Origin of the sequence: Streptomyces sp. NPDC004065 (assembly GCF_044903565.1) — a bacterium.
In the GTDB taxonomy this organism is placed as follows: domain Bacteria; phylum Actinomycetota; class Actinomycetes; order Streptomycetales; family Streptomycetaceae; genus Streptomyces.
Window position 1 is genome coordinate 28,722 of record NZ_JBJDQT010000003.1, and the last position, 17,273, is coordinate 45,994.

A 17,273-nucleotide genomic window follows, 5' to 3' on the forward strand; every position below is an offset into this window, starting at 1 on the left:
GGCCGTACGGTCAGCAGGCACGCGCCGGCGCCGCGGCGGTCACGGACCGGCGCCCGCCAGGACGCCGGCGCGCCGACGAGCGGCCGGAGGTCCACTCCTTGCGGGCACGTGACGCCGGTCTCGGCGGTCCGCTCCATGCTCCGGTCTCGGCGGTCCGCTCCGTGCGGGCACGTGACGTCCGGTCAGGGGTTCGTCCACCGGTCGCCTCGCCGGTCAGGCGGGGAGGGCGAAGGGCGGGTGCGCGCCGTTGAGGTAGTAGTCGCCCACCTCGCGCAGTCTGTGGGCGACCGGCTCGCGCAGGGTGTGGGTCCGGGCGTCGCGCCAGAAGCGGTCGAAGCCGTGCCGTGCGGAGGCGGCGTCGGCGCCGATGACGTCCAGGGCACGGGTGGTGATCTCCTGCGCGGCCCGGAAGGCGGCGGACTGCGCCGCACTCGCCAGGACGGCGATCTCCGCGCACTCGTCGTCGCCGAGATCGTCGCCCTGGGCGAGGCCGCCCACCAGGGCGTTCACCGCCTGCTCGGCGAGGGCGGACGCGGCCCGTGCGACGACGGTGAGCTCGCCGTACACGGTCACTGCGTACGGGTCCTGCGGGCTGTCCGGCCAGGGCTGGGGCGAGCAGGGCCGCCAGGGGGACCGCCTGCCGCTTCCGTACTCGCGGACCTCGGCCAGCAGGCCCTCCGCCACGCCGAGACAGAACTGGACGGAGACCAGACGCGCCGTCGGCGCGGCCAGGGCGGCGAAGGGTGACAGAACGCCCTCGTCCGGCGAGAGGGAGCCCAGCATGTCGTCGGCCGTGACCGCCACGGCATCGAACTCGACGCCGCCGCCGGCCGCCAGCCGCTGGCCGAAGGCGTCCCCGCTGCCGCCGCTCACGACGCCCGCGCGGGCGGGGTCGACCAGGACGGCCAGCGGCTCACCGGTGCCGTACTGGGCGGCTCGCACCACCAGCCGGTCGGCGGTGCCGACGCCGGTGGCGTACCTCCGGTAGCCGCTGAGCAGATGGCCGCCCGGCGCGGGCGTCAGGACGAGGGGTGCCTCGTCCGAGGCGATGCCGCCTCCCCAGCACCACCGCCCCGCCGCCGACTCCCGCTCGATGCGGAGGGCACGGGTGCGGTCGGCGAAGAAGCGGGCGCTGTGCGACAGGAAGTAGTGGTTGCCCAGCAGGTGGCCGATGGCCCCGTCGGCGGCGGCGACGGTCCGGATGACCGCGTAGACGGTGCGCCAGTCCGCACCGCCTCCCCCGAACTCGGCCGGCGCCGCCAGTGTCAGCAGTCCCGACTCGCGCAGGCGTGCCACCTCGTCGAGCGGCGTCTTGCCCGCCTGTTCACGCTCGACCGCGTCCGTGGCCAGGTCGTCCGCCAGCTCACGGGCCGTGTGCAGCCAGTGGGCCCGCCGGACTTCCGCGTCGGACGCCTCGCCCGCCGTCACCGTCATATCCCTGCCCGCTTCCTGCGACTGCCGCCGTGCTCACGCCGTGCTCAGCGACGCGCCGGCTCGGCCATCCTCACCCTCCTGTCCGACCACGGTCAACACTTTCCTAGTAAATCGATAGGAAAACTAGGGATACTGCTTCTCTGTGGCCGATTCACGCTCCCCGATGGCGAGTTCACGACGGCGGGCGCGTCGCCGGCCGGCAAAGAGGGCGACCGTCAGGGCGAGCCGGGCGTCCGCCCGGTCGACCATACGGTCCGGCGCCTCGTCCCACCGCCCGCGCCGGCCGTGAAGCGGTCCCCGCGGTGGGCGTGCGGACGTCACGCCCACGTACTCTCTTCCTGTGCCCGAGTCCCGCCTGCACCGTGTCGCCGTCCTCGTGCTCGAAGGGGCGAAGCCGCTCGATGTCGGCATCCCGGCGCAGGTGTTCACCACGCGCGCGAGCATGCCGTACGAGGTGCGGGTGTGCGGGGCCACGCCCGGCCTGGTGACCGGCGGTGACGGCCTCGCGTACTACGTCTCCCACGGCCTGGACGCGCTGGAGTGGGCCGACATCGTCTTCGTGCCCGGCTACCGGTTCCCCGACCGTGACGACCCGCCGCGGGCCGTCGTCGAGGCGCTGATCGCCGCCCACGGCCGGGGCGCCCGGCTCGCCGCGATCTCGACGGGCGCCTTCGCGCTCGCCGCCACCGGTCTGCTCGACGGCCGGCGCGCCACGACGCACTGGCACTACGCGCGGGCGCTCATGGCCAGGCACCCGCTCGTCCGGGTCGACGAGAACGTGCTGTTCGTCGACGAGGGCAGCGTGCTCACCTCGGCGGGCGCGGCGTCCGGCATCGACCTGTGCCTGCACATCCTGCGCGGCGACCTGGGGGTGGCCGCGTCCAACCACGCGGCCCGGCGTCTGGTCGCCGCCCCCTACCGCAGCGGCGGCCAGGCGCAGTACGTGCCGCGCAGCGTCCCCGAGCCGCGGGGCGAGCGGTTCGCCGCCACCCGCGAGTGGGCGCTGCACCGGCTCGGCGAGCCCCTCACCCTCGACATCCTGGCGCGCCAGGCCGGGGTATCACCGCGCACGTTCTCGCGGCGCTTCGTGGAGGAGACCGGCTACACGCCGATGCAGTGGGTGATGCGCGCCCGCATCGACCTCGCCCGCGAACTGCTCGAACGCTCGCAGCGCGGCGTCGAGCAGATCGCCGACGACGTGGGGCTGGGCACCGGCGCCAACCTCCGCCTGCACTTCCAGCGCATCCTCGGCACCACACCGAGCGAGTACCGGCGCACCTTCACCCGGGGCGAGTGATCCGCCCAGACCCGGTCCGCGGGGGTGGCGGGAGGGTGGCGGGATACTTTTGAACCGTGGCGATCTCGCCACTGTCCGCGGCGCGGACGGCGGACGATCCTGGGTGGCGAAGGGAAGGGACACCAACTCATGACTCGCATCGCCATCAACGGATTCGGCCGCATCGGGCGCAATGTGCTGCGCGCACTGCTGGAGCGCGACAGCGGCCTCGAGATCGTCGCCGTCAACGACCTGACGGAGCCCGCCGCCCTCGCCCGGCTGCTCGCCTTCGACAGCACGGCGGGCCGGCTCGGGCGCCCGGTGAGCGTCGACGGGGACACCCTCGTCGTCGACGGCCGCCGGATCAAGGTGCTGGCCGAGCGGGAGCCGGCGCAGCTGCCGTGGGCCGAACTCGGCGTGGACATCGTCCTGGAGGCCACGGGCCGCTTCACCTCGGCCAAGGCGGCCCGCGCCCACCTCGACGCCGGCGCGCGGAAGGTGCTCGTCAGCGCCCCGTCGGACGGCGCCGACGTCACGCTCGCGTTCGGGGTGAACACCGAGGCCTACGACCCGGCCGTGCACACCGTCGTCTCCAACGCCTCCTGCACCACCAACGCGCTCGCGCCGCTGGCCAAGGTGCTCGACGAACTCGCCGGGATCGAGCACGGGTTCATGACGACGGTGCACGCCTACACGCAGGAGCAGAACCTGCAGGACGGTCCGCACCGCGACCCCCGTCGCGCCCGGGCCGCCGGCGTGAACATCGTGCCGACCACGACCGGCGCCGCCAAGGCGATCGGCCTGGTGCTGCCGAACCTCGACGGCAAGCTGTCGGGCGACTCGATCCGCGTACCGGTGCCGGTGGGCTCGATCGTCGAGCTCAACACGACCGTCGCCCGCGACGTGACCCGTGACGACGTGCTGGCGGCGTACCGCGCCGCGGCCGAGGGGCCGCTCGCCGGCGTCCTCGAGTACTCGGACGACCCGCTCGTGTCGTCCGACATCACGGGCAACCCCGCCTCGTCGATCTTCGACTCGGCCCTGACCCGCGTCGACGGCCGCCACGTCAAGGTGGTGGCGTGGTACGACAACGAGTGGGGTTTCTCCAACCGAGTGATCGACACGCTGGAGCTCCTCGCCGCCCGCTGACCGTACGGATGCGCAGGCCGCCCGGCCTGCGGCGACCGCCCGGGCCGTCGCCTTCCTCCGAGCGCTCCGGCCGGCCCCCCGGGTGCCGGCCGGAGCGCTCGGAGCCGTTCACCGGCGAGGGAGCCGTCCCCGTGGACGGGGTGGGCGGCACCCTGGAGGGAGAGCGGTGTGACGGCGGGCGAGGAGGTGCGTGCGGTGCGGACCAGCGACGAGATCTACCACCGGGTCCGCTGGGACCCGCGGCTGGACCCGGCCCGGTTCGTGCTGGGCATCAGCCGGCGCGAGGGCGCCCCGAAGCGGATCGCGCTGCCCTCCTTCGTGCCCGGCGGGGACATCCCGTGGCACCGGGTGGTGTTCATCGAGGCGGACGGCGAGGTGGTCTGGGACCGGGCCACGGGGGTGGACCGCATCGACGCGACCGGCGCCGGCCGGGCGCGGGACCCGCAGGCCTCCTCCGGTGCCGGCCGCCGGGCGGGGGACGTGCACGCCTCCGGCGGCGGCCGGGCGGGGGACCCCGGAGACGGCCTGAGCCCCGGCACGGGCGCGGGCGGAGGTGAGCCCGCCGGTGTCCTCGACGTGCCTCCGACCCCCCGCACGGCGCTGGCCTGGATCCCGCCCGCCGAACTGTGGCCGGCGCTCCAGGACATCCGCCGGGACTACGATCCGCAGATCCACCGATGGCCCCCGCACGTGAACGTGCTCTTCGGCTTCGTTCCGGAGACGGCCTTCGAGCAAGCCTTCCCGCTGCTCGCCGCGGCGACGGCCCGGACACCGGTGTTCACCGCCCGGCTGGACGGGGTGCGCGCCTTCCGGCACCGGGCGTACTCCACCGTGTGGCTCGACCCGGCCGCGGCCGGCCCGGCGCCGTGGGCGGAGCTGCACCGCGCGCTGCTGCGGCGGTTCCCCCGCTGCGGTGGGCCGGCCAGGAACTTCACCCCGCATCTGTCCCTGGGCCGGACCCGGGATCCGCAACGCGTCGGCGCCGAGTGCGCGACCCGGCTCGAGGCCATGACCGTGACGGTCTGGGAACTCGTCCTGCTCTCCCGCAGGGGCGACGGGCCGATGCGGCCCCGCGCCACGGTCGCCCTGCGTACGGGCGGCGTCCGGCGGCTGCCCGCGGTCGGCGCGGAGGCGCCGGGGCCGGAGGACACCGCCTGGCTCTCCACGATCACCGACAGGTGAGGGCTGCGGAGGCCCCGGCCGGGCGGGCGGGCGACGAGCGCTCGGGAACACTCCCTCACGTGGCCCCGGTGACCGTCCGGGTGTGCGAGGGCGTTCCCGCGTCACCGTCCACGTTTCCGTCCCCGTCCACGTTTCCGTCCCCGTTCCCGTTCCCGTTCCCGTCCGCGGCCGGTCCGACCAGTCGGACAGCCGGGTCCTCGAGCGCCGGGTCGGTGCTCCCGCCGAGGAAGCCGCCCGACTGGTGCTGCCACAGGTTGGCGTAGGCGCCCTTCGCCGCGAGCAGTTCCTCGTGGGTGCCCTGCTCGACGACGCTTCCGTGGTCGAGGACGACGAGCCGGTCCATGCCGGCGACGGTGCTGAGACGGTGGGCGACCACGAGGGCCGTGCGGCCGTCCATCAACCGCCACAGGGCGTCCTGGACGAGGAGTTCGCTCTCCGAGTCCAGTGCGCTGGTCGCCTCGTCGAGCAGCAGGATCGGGGCGTCGCGCAGGATCGCCCTGGCGAGGGCGACGCGCTGGCGCTGGCCGCCCGAGAGTTTCACACCCCGCTCCCCCACCAGGGTGGCGAAGCCGTCGGGGAGTTGCTCGGCGAACTCCGTGACGTGCGCGGCGGCGGCCGCCGCATGAATCTCCTCGTCGGTGGCGCCGGGCCGGGCGAAGGCGATGTTGTCGCGCAGGCTGCGGTGGAACATGGCGGGTTCCTGCGGGACGTAGGCGATCAATGAGCGCAGATCGCTCTGGCGCAGCCGGCTGATGTCCTGACCGCCGATCAGGATGCGTCCGCCGTCGATGTCCGACATCCGCAGCAGGAGCCGGGTGAGGGTGGTCTTGCCGCCGCCGGACCGGCCGACCAGGCCGATCCGCGCGCCTGCGGGCACGTCCAAATCGAGTCCCCGGAAGATCGGCTTCGCGCCCGCGTGGGCGAAGGTCACCGCCTCGAAGCGGATGCCCGTGTCGCGGGGTGCGAGCGGTTCGGGTTCCGCCGGGTCGAGCACGGTGGGCGGGTCCAGCAGCAGTTCCGTGAACTGGGCGGCCTCGGTCATGGAGCTTTCCAGACGCCGGTAGATCTGGTTGAACTCGAACATGATCTGGGTGGCGTTGGAGTAGTAGGTGAAGGCGACGACGACCTCCTCCACTCCCCGGCCCGGGCCGCCGAAGGCGACGGCGACCAGCAGCCCCAGAACGTTGGTCAGTACGGACATGGGGGCGATCAGGGTGTCGACACGCAGATTGCCGTAGTCCCAGGAGAGCAGCGTCAGGCGCCGGGAGTGCGCGACACGGTCGCGGTGTTCGCCGGCCTCCCGCCGCTCGGCCGCGAACGCGCGGATGGTCTCCATGTTCGTGAGGCTGTCGGCGACATGGCCGGAGACCCGGGCGATGGCCGCCTCACGGTCGTTGACGAGCCGTTGCCGACGGCGGATCAGCGGCGTCGCGGCCAGCACGGTCAGCGCCATCATCACGAGGAGACCGACGACGAGCATCGGTGCGTAGCTCCACAGCACCACGGCGCCGAACACCAGGGGGACGAGGCTGCCCACGATCCGGTACGTCAGGGTGTCGACGAAGTCCTCGAAGCGCTTGCCGAAGCTCAGCACCCGTTTGGTCAGGGAGCCCGCGAAGTTGTCGTGGAAGAAGGCGGCGTCCTTGGCGAGCAGTTCGTCCATGCCGGTGACATACAGGTGCTCCATGCCGAGGGCGTCCACCCGGTTCAGGCAGTGCAGCCCCACCCGCCACACGGCCTCGGACAGCAGCAGCACCAGGCCGAAGCCCAGCACGGACGGCAGCGCCGAGCCGAGGGTGAGACCGCCGGCCTCGGCGGCCTGCCCCGCCAGTTTGGCGATCAGCAGAGGGGCGATGTAGCGGATGCCGATGTTGCCCACGGCCGGCAGCAGCAGCGCGGGCAGGGTCAGTCGTCGTAGTCGCAGAAGTTCCCGGCCATAACAGCGCAGCGCCAGAACGACCGCGCCCCTGCCCGGCGTCAGCCCCGGCGTCTTCGTTGTGCCCATCACACTCCCGGAAGGTTCGAAGTCGGAAGTGTCCCGTCCTGGGCGGTCCTCGGTCCAGGCATTTACCGCGGACCTGCGAGAACCGGACACCCCGCGCGGCGGGACCCGCACCCGTACCCGGACGTCCTCCCGCCATGGTGTGAGACCGCCGCACGCCCGCCGTCCCGGCACTTGTGGGATCTATCGAATTTCGATAGTTTCCCATCGTGAGTCGATGGAAGGACGTGTCGTGGGAAAGCTGACAGTGCGTGCGCTGCGGGCCGTGCTCGTGGTGGTGCTCACCGGCACCGTGTTCGTACAGGTTCTGATGGTGTGGGCGTTGGCCACCGATCCGGAGGACGGGTCGCTCCCGCTGACCCCGCTGCGCCTGCTCACCGTCCTGGGCATGGTGTCCGTGCAGGTCGTCCTGGTCTGCGTATGGCGGCTGGTGACGATGGTGCGACGCGGCACCGTGTTCTCCCACGCGGCCTTCCGGTACGTGGACATCGTGGTCGGCGCGATCGTGGCGGCCGCCCTCGTGTGGTTCGCGGTCACCCTCGTCAACGCGCCCGGACAGCGGGACGATCCGGGCGTCACCCTCATCATGGGCGGCATCGGCGTGGCCATCCTCGGCGTCGCGCTCATCGTGCACCTGCTGCGGGCGCTGCTCGCCCAGGCCGTCGCGCGCGACGTCGAAGCGACGCGGCTGCGGGCCGAGCTGGACGAGGTGATCTGATGCCCATCGTCGTCGACATCGACGTGATGCTGGCCCGGCGCAAGATGTCCGTGGGCGAACTGGCGGAGCGCGTGGGGATCACACCCGCCAACCTCGCCGTGCTCAAGAACGGCCGCGCCAAGGCGGTGCGCTTCACGACGCTCGCCGCGCTCTGCGAGGTGCTCAAGTGCCAGCCGGGCGACCTGCTGCGCTGGGAGGCCGAGGACGCCGCGGGCGGGTGACGTACCCGGGACGGACACCGGTATGTCGGTATGCCGGAATACCGGCATACCGGCATACCGACATGCCGACAGCGCCGGCTCCGGCGTCTTTCCGCCCGTCACGAACCCCCGTTCCTCCGCCGCGGAGGGGCGGGGGTTCGCGACGGGCGGGGAGCCAGAGGGACTTCGCCGGTCAGCCGGTCGCTGCTGCCGCCGTTCCCCGCCGTGTCGCCGCACCCCGCCGTGCGCCGGTGAAGTGGGCCGCCAGGGCCCTCAGGATCGCGCTGCGGCCTCGGTCCGGCACCGTCCACAGGGTCTGCCCCCGCACCCCCCACTGCTCCAGCAGGGCGTTGGCCGCGAGGAAGCCGCTCGTCGCGGCCCGCTCCATGAGGGCGACGGGCAGGCCGGTGCGGACCAGGTCGCCGGCGACGACCACGCGGGGGTGGGGAGTGCGGACGGTGGGGCGGTCGCCGTAGCCGCCCACGGGGAACAGGGGGCAGTCCTCGTGCCATGCGTGGCGGGCGTCGAGGACCGTGGCCGTGCCGGTCTCCGGGTAGACGCGGTGCAGTTGGCCGAGGAGGCGTTTCTGCTCGACGTCCCGGGCGGCCCCGGCCGGTACGGCGTAGGCGTGCAGCTCGACGACGGAGCCCCCGGTGCGCGCGCTCCAGCGGGCCGCCTCGTCCTCGTGGCGTTCCAGCACGCTGACGTTGTCCAGGGTGCCGAAGCCGCTGGTGCCGAGGAAGCCGGGCCGGTCGGGCGCCACGGGCCGGTCCAGCCAGAGCCGGCTCACCAGGAAGGGCGGGGCGGTGCGCAGCCGTGCGATCCGCTCGCGCCAGGCCGCGTCGCCCAGCTCCGCGCTGCGCCCGGTAAGGGAGCGCAGCCCCGCGCAGTCCAGGGCGAGGACGACCCCGTCGCAGCGGCGTTCGTCGCGGTCGGAGGTGATGACGAGAGCGCCGTCGGCGGCGGGCGCGATGCGCTCGACGGCCGTCCCGGTGCGCAGCTCGGCGCGATGGCCGTCCAGATAGCCGGCCAGCGGGTCCCACAGCGCGGCCGGGAAGGGGGCGCGGGGCACGTCGAACAGCAGCCCTTCGGCCGAGCCGAGGAAGTAGATGTGGAACATCAGCGCCATCTCGGCCGCCGACAGCTCCCGCGGGTCGGCGAAGAAGCTGCGGGAGAACACCTCGAAGGCCAGGTGACGGGCGTCCTCGGGGAAGCGCACGGCGTCCAGGAAGGCGTGGGCGCTGGTGGAGTCCAGACGGTCGTACACGTCCGGCACGCGCACGTCGAGCAGCGGCAGGGCGGCCCGCGGGTCCATGGCGCGCAGGTCCGCGAGCCGGAAGGAGGGGCTGAGCGCGGCGAAGCCCAGGGCGCTCAGCGGCGGGGTGCGCGGGACGCGGCGGAAGCTGTCGCGCAGACCGCCGGCGTGCAGCAGAGGGTAGTCCGGGAGGCCGGTGAGCCGCTCCAGGCCGGGGTCGGTCCGGCGCAGCAGCCCGCGCAGGTTGTAGTACTGCCGGAAGAACGCGTGGAAGCCGCGGCTCATGGTCGCCGTCGAGCCGTCGCGCAGGACGGTCGGCCATCCGCCGGCCCGCCCGCCGAGGTAGGGCCGCTTCTCGTACACGGTGACGGCGACCCCGCGCTCGGCGAGCGCGGTGGCGGCGGCCAGACCGGCGATGCCCGCGCCGACCACCGTCACCGACGGCGGGTCCCCCGCCACCCTGGGGGCTCCGGGGCGGGCGGGCAGGATCCGGGCCCGCCGGTCGCGTCCCCGGCGCGCGGCGCCCTGGCGGGTGCCGCCCTGGCGGGTGGCGCTCACGCGTCCGCCTTCTCGCGGTCGTGCGGGCGGCGGGCGACGAAGGTGTGGGTGATGCCCGTCTGCCAGCCCGGCAGGGGCAGCGCGCGGACCTGGCCGAAGCCGGCCGCGCCGAGCCGCCGCGCGAACCGCTCCGCGGTGTCGAACTCCACCACGCTGCGCCACAGATGCCGGTACAGCGGCCCGTCCCCCAGCAGGGCCGCCACGGGCTGTACGACACCGCGGCACACCAGCGTCCACACCGCGCGGTCCGCGCGCCGCCCGCTGAGGGTGTACTCGTGCACGCCGAGCCGGCCGCCCGGCCGCAGCAGCCCGTGCACGGCGGCGAGGACGGCGTCGGGGTCGGTGACGTTGCGGAAGAGGTAGGCCGCGAACACGGCGTCGTAGGGGCCGCGCACCCCGGCCTCGGCCAGCCGCTCGGCGGGGGCGTGCACGAAACTCACCCCCTCCGCCCAGGGTTTGGCCGCGGCCCGCTCGAGCATGCCGGCCGAGGCGTCCACGGCCGTGATGCCGGCGGCGGGCAGGACGGACCTCAGCGCGGCGGTGGAGGCGCCGGTGCCGCAGCCGAGGTCGAGCAGGCGCAGCCCTTGTCCGTGTCCGGGCAGGCCCAGCCGGCGCACCGAGCGGCGCAGATGGGCGTGGTAGCCGGGATTGGCGGCCACGAGCGTGTCGTAGGTGCGGGAGGCGTGGTCGAAGGCGGCGGCGAGGTGCTCGTCACGAAGCAGCGTCATGCGGTCTCCGTCGGGGGCGGGGGCGGGGGTGGGGGCGGTTTCGGGGCGGACGGGTCGGGTACGGGCGGCGGGCCGGCGGTGGAGGGTGGCGGCGGCTGCGGGCAGGGGGGCAGGTCGAAGGGGCGGCGGGGCAGGCGGGGCAGTTCCAGGGCGGAGCGCAGCATCGGCCCGACGGGTGTGCGCAGGCCGATGGCCAGGTCCTCGTGCATGCGGGTCGCTCCGTCGAGGAAGCGCAGCAGCCGTGCGGCGGGCACGCGGGCGAACAGGCGGCTGAACAGTTCCGGGCCGTCGGCACGGCCGCTGTCCAGGGCGCGCAGCAGGACGGCGTCCATGGCGCGGGAGCGCGCCGGGTGGGCGGCCGGCGGCATCGGGCGGCGCCCGCGGCGCAGCGCGTCGGCCACGGCCCTGGTCTGGCGCTGGAGTCCGGCGAAGGTGTAGCCCGTGGCGGGCCGGGTCGCTCCGCCGGCGGCTCCGATGCGGAAGACGGAGGCTCCGGTCTGCCGCGGGATCGGCGCGTCGGTCATCGGGATGACGCCCGTCTCGTGGGCCAGGACCCGCCGTTCGCCCAGGCGCAGCACCTCGTCGGCGTAGTGCCGTACGGCGGCCTCGTACCCCTCCGGGGTGAGGGTGCGGGTGGAGAACTCGGTGTACTCCACCAGCGCCTCGCACGGCCCGGTCGGCAGGACGTAGCCGAAGGACAGGCCGTGCGCGGGCTGCGGGGTGCGGAAGTCCATCAGCTCCACGACGGCCGGGTCGAAGGCCGGCCGGGCGGTGCGCACGAACCAGCCGTGGAAGTGCTGCAGCAGGGTGGTGCGCGCGGCCGGCAGGCTGCCGGGGGGCCGGGAGTCGAGCACCCAGCGGGCGCTGAGCACCCGTACGCGCCCGTCGGGGTCCCTCAGGTGGACGTGTGCGCCGCCGGGCACGTCCTCCACCGCGTCCACGGTCGCCCGCAGGCGCCGCACGTTGGGGCTGCGGGCCAGGTCCCGAAGGACCAGGCGCTCGAAGTCGTCGGAGCGGATCATGCGGTACCGAAGGGGTGAGATGTCGCCGTCGACCGGGGCCCCGGTGCGGGGGCGCACTCTCAGCCGCTGCCACTCGGCCCGCACCGCCGCGTCGAACCGTCCCGGCCCCGCCGTCCAGTAGCACCAGGTCCGCGGTGGTGGCCGCAGCGGGCCGGGCGGTGCGTCCACCAGCACCACGGCGGGTGTCCGCAGACCCGGAACGCTTCCGGCGAGCCGGTGGGCCAGCGACAGCCCGGCTGCGCCCGCACCCACGACGGCGACGTCCGCCTCCGGCACGGCCTCTCCCTTCCTCGGGGTCCTCGGGGTCCTTTTCCTCGGGCTCCCTCCGGTTGCCCGGTTTCTCGAACGTCACCGCGTACGCCCCGGCCCGGTCTTCCGGAGTGTGTACCCCGGCGGATGCAGGGCGCCCCGTGGCGGCGAGCGGGCGAGCGCCGGACACGGCACGGTGGAAGGGGACGGATCCCCGGTGGCCGCCGCGATCGCGTGGGCCGTTCGCGCATCCGTCCGTGCCGTGCACGCCGAAGCGGATGGGTGACGGGAACGACCGAGACGGACACGATGGAGGGAACCGGAATGCGTCCCACCCGTGCGAAGGACCACCCCGCGACCGCGCCGCCGCAGCCGGCCACGGCGGCGCCCGTGGCGTCACCCGCGCCCGGGCGAGAGGCCGACGACGAGCAAGGACACGGCCGGGCCGAGGAGCGCCCCGCGGCCGGCGGCCCGCTCCCGGCCGGCCCCGCCGAGGTGCGCCGGATCGACGCCGACGTGCCCGGCGCCGTCGGCCGGATGCTCGACCATGTGCTGACCGAGCGTCTGCGCCGCGCACGGCTGGCGGATCCGCTGTTCGCCCGGGAAGTGGCCGAACGGGTGGCGGGCTTCACCCTGGAGGGCGGCAAGCGCAGACGCGCGCAGCTGGTGTGGTGGGCGTCGCGCGCCTGCGCCGGCCCGGACCCGGCGTCCGCGGGCGCGGCCCTGCGGATCGCGGCCGCACTGGAACTGCTGCAGACCTGCGCCCTCGTCCACGACGACGTGATGGACCGGGCGACGCTGCGGCGCGGCCGGCCCACCCTGCACACCGACCTGACCGCCGAGTACGCCGACCGGGTGGGAGCCGGGCGGGCCGAGCGGTTCGGCCAGTCGGCGGCGGTGCTCGCCGGGGACCTGGCGCTGGTGTGGGCCGACGACATGGTGGCGGAGACACCGCTGGCGCCCTGGACGGGGGTGGTGGTGCGGCGGCTGTGGAGCGACATGCGCACGGAGATGGTGGCGGGCCAGTACCTGGACGTGCAGGGCCAGGTCACCGCCACGCGGTCCCTGCCCCGGGTGCTGCGCGCCGCCCGCCTGAAGAGCGCCCTGTACTCGGTCGAGCGGCCCCTCGCGCTGGGGGCCGCCGTGGCCGGCGCGGACGAGGTGACGCTGCGCCGGCTGTGCGAGGCCGGGCGGTGTGTCGGCATGGCGTTCCAGTTGCGCGACGACCTGGACGACGTCTTCGGGGATCCGCGGCGGACCGGCAAGGCGTGCGGCGGCGACATCCGGGAGGGCAAGCCCACGTATCTGGTCGCGGTCGCCCGCGAGCGGGCCGAGGCCACCGGCAACGGCGCCGCGCTGGCCGTGCTGGACCGGTGGCTCGGCGACCCGGCCCTCACCCGGCACGGTCTGGACGAGGTGCGGGACGTCCTGGTCACGACGGGCGCCCGGGCCACCGTGGAGACCAGGGTCGACCGGCTCGCCGCGCAGGGGCTGAGGCACTTCGACGGCGCCGTGCTCGACGCGGAGGGCGCCGGCCCGCTGCGCGCCCTGCTGCTCGCGACGGCCGGGGCCGGGCAGTACGGCGGGGAGGCATCCCCGCGTCCCCGGACCGCGGACGGTCCGTGCGCGGCCGGTGCCGGGGGCGGCGCGGGGAGCGGCCGGTGACCCGCACCGTGCCCGGTCCCACGGACCACGTGGTGGTCGTGGGCGCCGGACTCGCCGGACTGTCGGCGGCCCTGCACCTGCTGGGCGCCGGACGCCGGGTCACCGTCGTCGAGCGCGAGGAACTGCCCGGCGGCCGGGCCGGACGCCTCGACCGGGCCGGCTACCGGATGGACACCGGGCCGACCGTGCTGACCATGCCCGAGCTGGCCGACGAGGCGTTCGCCGCCGTCGGCGGCAGTCTCCGCGAACGGGTCGAGCTGATTCCCCTGCACCCGGCCTACCGGGCCTGCTTCGCCGACGGCAGCAGCATCGACGTGCACACCGGCGCGGACGCCATGGCCGCGGAGGTGGAGCGGTTCGCCGGGGCGGCCGAGGCGGCCGGCTACCTGCGGCTGCGCGACTGGCTCCAGCGGCTGTACCGGGCGCAGATGCGGCACTTCATCGACGCCAACTTCGACTCGCCGCTCGGCCTGCTCACCCCCGATCTCGCCCGGCTGGCCGCCCTCGGCGGCTTCGGCCGCCTGGACGCGCGCATCGGCCGCTTCCTGAGCGACGAGCGGCTGCGCCGGGTGTTCTCCTTCCAGGCCCTTTACGCCGGGGTGCCGCCGGCGCGGGCGCTGGCCGCCTACGCGGTCATCGCCTACATGGACACCGTCGCCGGCGTGTACTTCCCCCGGGGCGGCATGCACGCCCTCCCGCGGGCGATGGCCGAGGCCGCCGCCGCGGCCGGCGCGGACCTGCGGTTCGGGCAGCGGGTGACCCGTCTGGAGCGTTCGGGCGAGCGCGTCACGGCCGTCGTCACGGACACCGGCCGCATCCCCTGCGACGCCGTGGTCCTCACCCCGGACCTGCCCGTGGCCTACCGGCTGCTCGGCCGCCGGCCGCGCAGACCGCTCGCCCTGCGCCACTCCCCCTCGGCCGTCGTGCTGCACGCCGGCACGGACCGCACCTGGCCCCACCTCGCCCACCACACGATCTCCTTCGGCGCGGCGTGGCACACCACCTTCGGCGAACTCACCCGCACCGGGCGGCTGATGAGCGACCCCTCCCTGCTCGTCACCCGCCCGACCGCCACCGATCCGAGCCTCGCACCGCCGGGCCGTCATCTGCACTACGTCCTGGCCCCCTGCCCCAACACCGACATCGGTCCGGACGCGGCGGCCTGGTCCGGCCTCGGCCCGCGCTACCGGGACGCGCTGCTGCGCGAGCTGGAACGGCGCGGAATGGACGGCCTGGGAGCCGCCGTCGAGGAGGAGTGCCTGGTCACTCCCGCCGACTGGCACGCCCAGGGGCACGCCGCCGGAACACCCTTCTCGGCCGCCCACACCTTCGCGCAGACCGGGCCGTTCCGGCCGCGCAACCTGGTGCGCGGCACCCGGAACGCGGTCCTGGCCGGCTGCGGCACCACGCCGGGCGTCGGCGTGCCGACAGTGCTGCTGTCGGGCAAGCTGGCCGCCGCCCGCATCACGGGGGTTCCCCGGCGCACGGGCACCCGCCGGCGCCGCGCCGCGGCGGCCGCCCTCCCCGCCCCGGCCGGCACCCCGGCCACCACGGCGGGCGCCCCGGCCGGCGCCGCGCAGGAGCCGCCCCTGCGTCCAGGGCCACTGAAGCCGCCGGCCCCGGCCCCGGCCCCGTCCGCGTCCGCGCCCCCGTCCCCGTCCGCGTCCCCGTCCGCGGAGTCCGCACCCGCCGCGAGGCGGACCCCAACCCCGCAGCACCCCGCCGCCGATCCCCCGGCCCCCGCGAGCGAAGGCAGGACAGGATGACCGATCGAGAACTGGACGCGGCGGGCATCACCGATCCGGTGCTCCGGGCGGCCTACCACCACTGCCGCGCCCTCAACGCCCGCCACGGCAGGACCTACTTCCTCGCCACGCGGCTGCTGCCGCCCGAGCGCCGGCCCGCCGTGCACGCCCTGTACGGCTTCGCCCGCTGGGCCGACGACATCGTCGACTCCCTCACCCCCGGCGCCGGAACGGACGCACGGAGGCGGACGCTGACCCGGTTCCAGGACGACCTGGAAGAAGGACTGCGGCGGGGCGGCAACGGCCGGCCCGTGGTGCGGGCCCTCGCCGACACCGCCCGCCGCTACGCCATCGACCACGCCCACTTCCGTGACTTCATGACCGCGATGCGCTCGGACCTGGTCGTCGCCTCCTACCCCACCTACGCCGACCTGAGGGCGTACATGCACGGCTCGGCCGCGGTGATCGGGCTGGAGATGCTGCCGGTCCTGGGCACCGTGGCGCCGCGCGAGGAGGCCGCACCGTACGCCGCGGCGCTGGGCGTCGCCTTCCAGCTGAGCAACTTCCTCCGGGACGTCGGCGAGGACCTGGACCGCGGACGCGTCTACCTGCCGGCCGACCTGCTCGCCGGTCACGGAGTGGACCGGGAGCTGCTGGTGTGGAGCCGCGCGACGGGCCGGACCGACCGCCGCATCACCGCCGCGCTCAGGGAGTTCGAGGCCCTGACCCGCGAGGCGTACCGGACGGCGATGCCAGGAGTCGGCCTGCTCGAACCGGTGGCACGGCCCTGCGTCCGCACCGCGGCCGTCCTGTACGGCGGCATCCTCGACGCCGTCGCCCGCGACGGCTACACCGTGCTGCACCGGCGGTCGGTGGTGCCGCGGCGGCGCCGGGCGGTAGTCGCCGCCGACGGGCTGGTCCGGGTGGCGGCGGCCCGGCTGCGTACCCGCAGCGGTCCCGGACACCGGCCGCCCCCTCGGGCCCGCACCCTGCCGACGGCCGCGTTCGCGGCGGCTGCCGCGGTCGCGCCGGCGGCCGCCGTCCGCCGCGCCGAGGAGGTCGTGTGAACCGCCGTCGTCTGCCGTTGTCCCTGCGCCGCCGCGCCGTGCCCTGGGAGGGCCAGCGCCCCACCTGGCCCGAGGCACGGCCCGCGGTGATCGCCGGGGCGCTCAAGCGGGCGCGGGCCCGCCCGTCCGGGAACTGGTACGTCGTCGGCGCCTCCCGCGCCCTGCGGGGCGACGGGAAGCTCGCGCGGACCGTGGCCGGGCAGGAGGTCGTGGTGTGGCGCGGGCCCGGCGGGCGTCTGGCCGGCGGGCCGGGGATCTGCCCGCATCTGGGGGCACCACTGCGGGACAGTCCGGTGCGCTGCGGCACGCTGGTCTGCCACTGGCACGGACTGGCCCTGGACGGCACCCCGTACGCGGGCTGGTCGCCGCTGCCGGTGCACGACGACGGGCTGCTCGTGTGGATCCGGCTGGACTCGGTGGGCGGGGAGGAGCCGCTGGAGGAGCCGGTGGTGCCGCGGCGGCCCGGGACCGCGCGCTCCCTGACGGCCGTCTACACCGGCGTCGGCGTCTGCGAGCCCGAGGACGTGGTGGCCAACCGGCTCGATCCGTGGCACGGGGCATGGTTCCACCCCTACTCGTTCGTCGACCTGACGGTGGTGGATACGCGGCGCGGCACCGGCGGCACCGGCGGGGCGCACGACCACGGCCCGGACGTCCTGACCGTCGACGTGTCCTTCAAGGTGGCGGGCCGGCTGGTGGTGCCGGTCCGCGCCGTCTTCACCGCACCCGAGCCCCGTACGGTCGTCATGCGCATCACCGAGGGCGAAGGCGCGGGCTCCGTGGTGGAGACCCATGCGACGCCGCTCGGCGCGGACGTGGCCGGCCGGCCGCGCACCGCCGTGGTCGAGGCGGTCGTCGCCTCCTCGCCCCGCCCCGGCTTCGCCGCCGCCCGCCGGGCCGCGCCGCTGCTGCGTCCCCTGATGCGCGCCGCGGCCGGGCGGCTGTGGAAGGACGACCTGGCCTACGCCGAGCGGCGCTGGCAACTGCGGTCCACCGGCCGGTTCCCGGGCTGAGCGGCACGCG

Annotated in this window: 13 protein-coding genes and 1 pseudogene; 9 read left to right on the forward strand and 5 right to left on the reverse strand. The window is 75.2% G+C overall.

From position 1 onward, the window contains the following. Positions 1-213 precede the first annotated feature (213 nt). Positions 214-1,434: an acyl-CoA dehydrogenase family protein gene (locus ACI2LW_RS06345; RefSeq protein WP_404729997.1), complete on the reverse strand. Its 1,221-nt coding sequence runs from the start codon at positions 1,432-1,434 to the stop codon at positions 214-216. Between the two features lie 340 nt (positions 1,435-1,774). On the opposite strand from ACI2LW_RS06345, the gene ACI2LW_RS06350 reads away from it, so the two are divergent. From ACI2LW_RS06350 to ACI2LW_RS06360, 3 genes and pseudogenes are all read left to right on the forward strand, one after another. Beyond that, on the forward strand, positions 1,775-2,731 hold the full coding sequence (locus tag ACI2LW_RS06350; protein ID WP_404729998.1) for a GlxA family transcriptional regulator: 957 nt from the start codon (positions 1,775-1,777) through the stop codon (positions 2,729-2,731). Positions 2,732-2,860: 129 nt separating this feature from the next. Continuing rightward, positions 2,861-3,859, forward strand: a complete 999-nt coding sequence (gap, locus tag ACI2LW_RS06355) for a type I glyceraldehyde-3-phosphate dehydrogenase (RefSeq protein WP_404729999.1) — start codon at positions 2,861-2,863, stop codon at positions 3,857-3,859. 195 nt (positions 3,860-4,054) lie between these two features. Next, a pseudogene (locus ACI2LW_RS06360) lies at positions 4,055-4,963 on the forward strand (RNA repair domain-containing protein); the annotation flags it as partial. Positions 4,964-5,096: 133 nt separating this feature from the next. On the opposite strand, the gene ACI2LW_RS06365 reads toward ACI2LW_RS06360, so the two are convergent. Beyond that, positions 5,097-7,046 (reverse strand): ABC transporter ATP-binding protein, encoded by a 1,950-nt coding sequence (locus ACI2LW_RS06365; protein ID WP_404730000.1) that lies wholly within the window; start codon positions 7,044-7,046, stop codon positions 5,097-5,099. Positions 7,047-7,275: 229 nt separating this feature from the next. On the opposite strand from ACI2LW_RS06365, the gene ACI2LW_RS06370 reads away from it, so the two are divergent. Both ACI2LW_RS06370 and ACI2LW_RS06375 read left to right on the forward strand, forming a co-directional pair. Then, complete coding sequence (locus tag ACI2LW_RS06370; RefSeq protein ID WP_404730001.1) at positions 7,276-7,761, forward strand: DUF2975 domain-containing protein; 486 nt, start codon at positions 7,276-7,278, stop codon at positions 7,759-7,761. Continuing rightward, entirely contained in the window at positions 7,761-7,982 is a 222-nt protein-coding gene (locus tag ACI2LW_RS06375) for a helix-turn-helix transcriptional regulator (protein WP_103780551.1), read from the forward strand. Before ACI2LW_RS06370 ends, ACI2LW_RS06375 begins: the two co-directional genes overlap by 1 nt. 172 nt (positions 7,983-8,154) lie before the next feature. Here the strand turns inward: ACI2LW_RS06375 and ACI2LW_RS06380 are convergent, their stop codons facing one another. From ACI2LW_RS06380 to ACI2LW_RS06390, 3 genes are read right to left on the reverse strand one after another with little or no spacing between them, the layout of a single operon-like run. After that, positions 8,155-9,774, reverse strand: coding sequence for an FAD-dependent oxidoreductase (locus ACI2LW_RS06380; protein ID WP_404730002.1), 1,620 nt, complete (start codon positions 9,772-9,774; stop codon positions 8,155-8,157). Next, the gene (locus ACI2LW_RS06385; protein WP_404730003.1) at positions 9,771-10,502 is read right to left on the reverse strand and encodes a class I SAM-dependent methyltransferase; all 732 of its coding nucleotides are present in this window, start codon (positions 10,500-10,502) and stop codon (positions 9,771-9,773) included. The genes ACI2LW_RS06380 and ACI2LW_RS06385 overlap by 4 nt, the downstream gene beginning before the upstream one ends. After that, positions 10,499-11,800 carry a lycopene cyclase family protein gene (locus tag ACI2LW_RS06390; protein WP_404730004.1) on the reverse strand — a complete coding sequence of 434 codons (1,302 nt, stop codon included), beginning with the start codon at positions 11,798-11,800 and terminating at the stop codon, positions 10,499-10,501. The genes ACI2LW_RS06385 and ACI2LW_RS06390 overlap by 4 nt, the downstream gene beginning before the upstream one ends. A gap of 297 nt (positions 11,801-12,097) precedes the next feature. On the opposite strand from ACI2LW_RS06390, the gene ACI2LW_RS06395 reads away from it, so the two are divergent. The 4 genes from ACI2LW_RS06395 to ACI2LW_RS06410 are packed head-to-tail and all read left to right on the forward strand — an operon-like array spanning position 12,098 to position 17,263. Further along, positions 12,098-13,438, forward strand: a complete 1,341-nt coding sequence (locus ACI2LW_RS06395) for a polyprenyl synthetase family protein (protein WP_404730005.1) — start codon at positions 12,098-12,100, stop codon at positions 13,436-13,438. Continuing rightward, positions 13,435-15,204, forward strand: coding sequence for a phytoene desaturase (locus tag ACI2LW_RS06400; protein ID WP_404730006.1), 1,770 nt, complete (start codon positions 13,435-13,437; stop codon positions 15,202-15,204). The genes ACI2LW_RS06395 and ACI2LW_RS06400 overlap by 4 nt, the downstream gene beginning before the upstream one ends. Then, positions 15,201-16,250, forward strand: a complete 1,050-nt coding sequence (locus ACI2LW_RS06405) for a phytoene/squalene synthase family protein (protein ID WP_404730007.1) — start codon at positions 15,201-15,203, stop codon at positions 16,248-16,250. The genes ACI2LW_RS06400 and ACI2LW_RS06405 overlap by 4 nt, the downstream gene beginning before the upstream one ends. Continuing rightward, positions 16,247-17,263, forward strand: a complete 1,017-nt coding sequence (locus ACI2LW_RS06410; RefSeq protein WP_404730008.1) for a DUF5914 domain-containing protein — start codon at positions 16,247-16,249, stop codon at positions 17,261-17,263. The genes ACI2LW_RS06405 and ACI2LW_RS06410 overlap by 4 nt, the downstream gene beginning before the upstream one ends. The last annotated feature ends 10 nt before the right edge of the window (positions 17,264-17,273 follow it).